Source organism: Variovorax sp. RCC_210, from assembly GCF_041355175.1.
GTDB lineage: Bacteria > Pseudomonadota > Gammaproteobacteria > Burkholderiales > Burkholderiaceae_C > Variovorax.
Window position 1 is genome coordinate 1 of record NZ_JBFUPJ010000036.1, and the last position, 3,238, is coordinate 3,238.

A 3,238-nucleotide genomic window follows, 5' to 3' on the forward strand; every position below is an offset into this window, starting at 1 on the left:
GTATCCACCTAAGTTAAGTGGATACGAGGCTCCTACGCGCGGGAGGGGAACTCAAGATGGGTGAACTGGACGCTCACGACACGTGAGCACTATCCCCGATCAACAAGCCGGCACACGTCGGCGACGTCGCGTTCACAGCGACGAATTCAAGGCGAACGCTGTGGCCAGCTGCATGCAGCCGGGCATGTCGATGGCGGCTGTGGCAATGGCCCACGGCGTCAACGCGAATTTGCTGCGCCGATGGGTTCGCGACGCAGAGATGAACTCGGCAACCACCGTCGTCAGCGCGACCACCGCCGAGACCCCGAAGGCGCAAGAAGCCAAGACAGTGTTTGTCCCGGTCAGCTTGCCGCCACCAGGGCAGCCGGCTCATGTCCCGGACGTTCGCATCGAGCTGCGACGTGGGCCGATCGCGGTTACCGTGACCTGGCCGGCGAGTGCAGCCAGCGAGTGCGCGGCCTGGATGCGCGAGCTGCTTCGATGATCCGCATCGACGCGATGTGGCTGGCCGCAGACCCTATCGACATGCGCGCCGGCGCCGAGCGGCTGTTGGCGCGCGTTGTGCAAGTCTTCGGCGCGGCGCAGGCGCACCATGGCTACCTGTTCGCGAACGCCCGCGGCACGCGTGTCAAGCTGCTGGTGCACGACGGCTTCGGCGTGTGGTGCGCGGCGCGCCGGCTCAACGCGGGGCGCTTCGTCTGGCCGGGCACGACCCACACGACGCCCTTGCTGTCGCTCACACCTGCGCAGTTCGACGCCTTGGTCCTGGGCCTGCCCTGGCAGCGCCTTCCCGAGCTGAGCGTCATCACGCGAGCCTGAGGAGCCGGCGCCCACGCCATCTGCCCATGCGTTGACAGTGGATGTGCCGAGGTTGGCCTTGCCGTGCACTGGCATCATTCAACGCATGCTTGGTGCGCGTGATCTTCCTGCAGCGAATCCTTCGGGACTGTCCGCCGAGACAGCGGCGCTGGTTGGTCAGTTGCTCCAGCGGCTGCAAGATCAGGAGCAGCAGCTGGCCGAGCATGGCCGTGTCCTTGCGCAACGCGACCAGGCGCTTGCCGAGCGCGACGCGCTGCTGCAGCGCAAGGACCGCGAGATCGCACTGCGCGAGGCCAAGATCGAGAAGATCACCTTCGAGCTGGCCAGGCTCAAGCGCTGGAAGTTCGGCGCCAAGTCCGAGGCTATGAATGCCGAGCAGCGCCGCCTGTTCGAGGAGACGCTGGCCGAGGACGAGGCGGGCCTGCGCGAGCAGCTCGAGCGGCTTCGGCGTGAAGCCGCCGCGGCCGCGGCCGCCGCAGCAACCTCGGACACAACGACCAAGGCGCCCCCACGTCGGCCGCGCCGCAACCCGTTCCCCGATCACTTGCGCCGTGTCGAACACCACCACGAGCCCGAGCGCACCGACTGCCTGGAGCCCGGCTGCGGGCGCCCGATGACGCGCATCGGCCAGGAGGTCAGCGAGCGCCTGGACATCGTGCCGGCCGAGTTCTTCGTGCACCGCCACATCTATGGCAAGTGGGCCTGCCGCTGCTGCCAGGTGCTGCGCCAGGCGCCCAGCGTGGCAGAAGTCATCGAGGGCGGTATCGCTGCCAGCGGCTTCGTCGCGCACACGCTGATCAGCCGCTTCGTGGACCACATGCCGTACTACCGGCAAGCGACCATCAACGCCCGCAGCGGCGTGCACACACCGCGCTCGACGCTGGCGTCCATCACCGGCCAGGCCGGTGCGGCGCTGGAGCCGCTGCACGAGGCGCACAGGCGCTTCATCCTCAGCTGCGCGGTGCTGCACGCCGACGAGACCCCTGTGGCCCTGCTGGACCCCGGCGCGGGCAAGACGCGCCGAGCCTATGTCTGGGCCTACGCCAGAAGCTGGCACGACAAGGTGCCTGGTGTGATTTACGAGTTCTGCCCGGGACGCGGGGCGCAGTACCCGCTGGCATTCCTGGGAGGCCGAGGGAGACACGGCCGACGATGGTCGGGCACGTTGCTGACCGACCGCTACGGCGCTTACGAGACCGTGGTCGATCCCCGGCTGTATCCGGACCGCCTGGGCGCAGCCTGCGCCGCGCACGCGCGCCGCAACTTCGAAGAGTTGACGCACGACGGCACCAGCGTGGTGGGCCTGGAGGCAGTGCGTCGCTTCGCGCGCATCTACGGGGTCGAGGCACAGCTCAAAGAGCTCAGCGATGACGAGCGCCGGGCGCAACGCCAGCAGCTCGCCAGGCCGCTGTGGGAAGAGCTCAAGCACTGGCTACAACTGGAGCGCCGGCTGGTAGCCGACGGCGGCCCGACGGCCAAGGCCATCGACTACACGCTGGGGCACTGGGCCGCGCTGACGCGTCACTTGGACGACGGCGCGGTCGCCATCGACAACAACCACCTCGAGCGCCAGATCAAACCCTGGGCGATGGGTCGCAAGGCATGGATGTTCGTGGGCAGCGAACTGGCCGGCCAGCGCGCGGCCATCGTGATGAGCCTGGTGCAGTCGGCGCGCCTGAACGGCCATGACCCCTGGGCCTACCTGCGCGACGTGCTGCAGCGCCTGCCGACGCAGCGCGCCAGCCAGATCGAGGACTTGCTGCCGCACCGATGGCAGCCAGCGTCCGAAGCGGCATCATGACCTTGCTCACGCAGGCCGTGATGTTCCGGGCGAACATCGACGTCGACCGCATGAGCGCACAGCAGAAGGTTGAGCTGGCTGACGAAATCTACGTTCAGCAGCCCAACTTGCTGGCTTCCATCCTCGTGTTGCCTCGCTACGGGGTCGACATGCTGCAGCTTGAGGTGCCGATCCACGTTCTGCTGGTCGCCTTCCAAGCCATGAAGCACTGCGGGCACGCCGTGCCGACGATCTCTGAAGACGTCCAGGAAACCTGCTTGCAGCGGCTGACGGCGACGATGCAGTTCACCGAGGGCGTGCCGCCAGACCTCGTTGCGCAGATGATCACGAAGTTCTGCGTCGACCACCCCGAGCGCTACTTGTTGGCGTTCGTGTACGGCCACCTTGGCCAGCACGACCTGCTGCGCGTGAGAACTGACGCCGAGAAGTTCTTGCTGCTGGCCGCCCTCAACCTCGTGGAGTGCGTGGCCTACGTCGGAGCGCAGTTGCAGTCCAAGTGAACCGCGTGGGGCCGGTCAAGATGGGATGACTGGACGCTTACTCCGTGTCGGCAATCGCGCTGCACGGCGGCGTCAACGCCAACATGCTGTTCAAGTGGCGCAGGGAGCATCTTCGGGC

The 3,238-nt window shown here is 67.3% G+C and carries 4 protein-coding genes; all 4 read left to right on the forward strand.

Translation table 11 applies throughout. The features are described 5' to 3' along the window. The first annotated feature begins 82 nt into the window (after nt 1-82). Complete coding sequence (locus tag AB6807_RS39250) at nt 83-484, forward strand: transposase (protein WP_371088794.1); 402 nt, start codon at nt 83-85, stop codon at nt 482-484. Next, nucleotides 481-819, forward strand: coding sequence for an IS66 family insertion sequence element accessory protein TnpB (gene tnpB / locus AB6807_RS39255; RefSeq protein ID WP_108142557.1), 339 nt, complete (start codon nt 481-483; stop codon nt 817-819). Before AB6807_RS39250 ends, tnpB begins: the two co-directional genes overlap by 4 nt. Nucleotides 820-979: 160 nt before the next feature. Next, nucleotides 980-2,620 carry an IS66 family transposase gene (locus AB6807_RS39260; RefSeq protein WP_371088795.1) on the forward strand — a complete coding sequence of 547 codons (1,641 nt, stop codon included), beginning with the start codon at nt 980-982 and terminating at the stop codon, nt 2,618-2,620. Beyond that, nucleotides 2,617-3,120, forward strand: coding sequence for a hypothetical protein (locus tag AB6807_RS39265; protein WP_116914168.1), 504 nt, complete (start codon nt 2,617-2,619; stop codon nt 3,118-3,120). Before AB6807_RS39260 ends, AB6807_RS39265 begins: the two co-directional genes overlap by 4 nt. Nucleotides 3,121-3,238: the final 118 nt, after the last annotated feature.

Coding starts and splice junctions, on each gene's coding strand:
- tnpB (WP_108142557.1), top strand. CDS start 481: ATGATCCGCATCGACGCGATGTGGCTGGCCGCAGACCCTATCGACATG.
- AB6807_RS39265 (WP_116914168.1), top strand. CDS start 2,617: ATGACCTTGCTCACGCAGGCCGTGATGTTCCGGGCGAACATCGACGTC.